Here is a 371-nt window from a genome sequence, read left to right as displayed (position 1 = left end):
ACTTTATCAACGGCGCAATCCGACAGAACGTCCGCTTGGCGAGAGATTTCCCTGTCTACGCAGCGCTTCCATTTCCACTCAGGCGCACCGCGTGCGCGAATTGTTGGGCGTTTCCCTTGATCGAGTACCCGAAGCGAGCAGTGACGACGATGCATTGAAGCTGTGGCGGCGGGCTATCGAGGCGCGCGGCGTGTTCGTATTCAAGGATAGCTTTAAACAAGGAACGATTTCGGGCTTCTGCCTTAGGCATGAAGAGTTTGCTATCATCCTGATCAACAACAGCACCACAAAAACGCGGCAAACATTTAGCCTCGTGCACGAACTTGCTCACCTGCTCTTTAATCGCAGCGGGATCAGCCGGTTTGACAATG

1 protein-coding gene is annotated in these 371 nt (G+C 53.6%); it reads left to right on the top strand.

Going from position 1 to position 371, the window contains the following annotated elements; all coding sequences use genetic code 11:
* Positions 1-91: 91 nt before the first annotated feature.
* On the top strand, positions 92-371 hold a 280-nt coding region (locus AC5ZFO_RS48345), incomplete at its 3' end, for an ImmA/IrrE family metallo-endopeptidase (protein ID WP_496124316.1).

This window comes from Bradyrhizobium sp. Unk1 (genome assembly GCF_059512345.1).
Note: the sequence above shows the minus strand (reverse complement) of the source record. Positions and strands in the feature narration are given on the sequence as shown.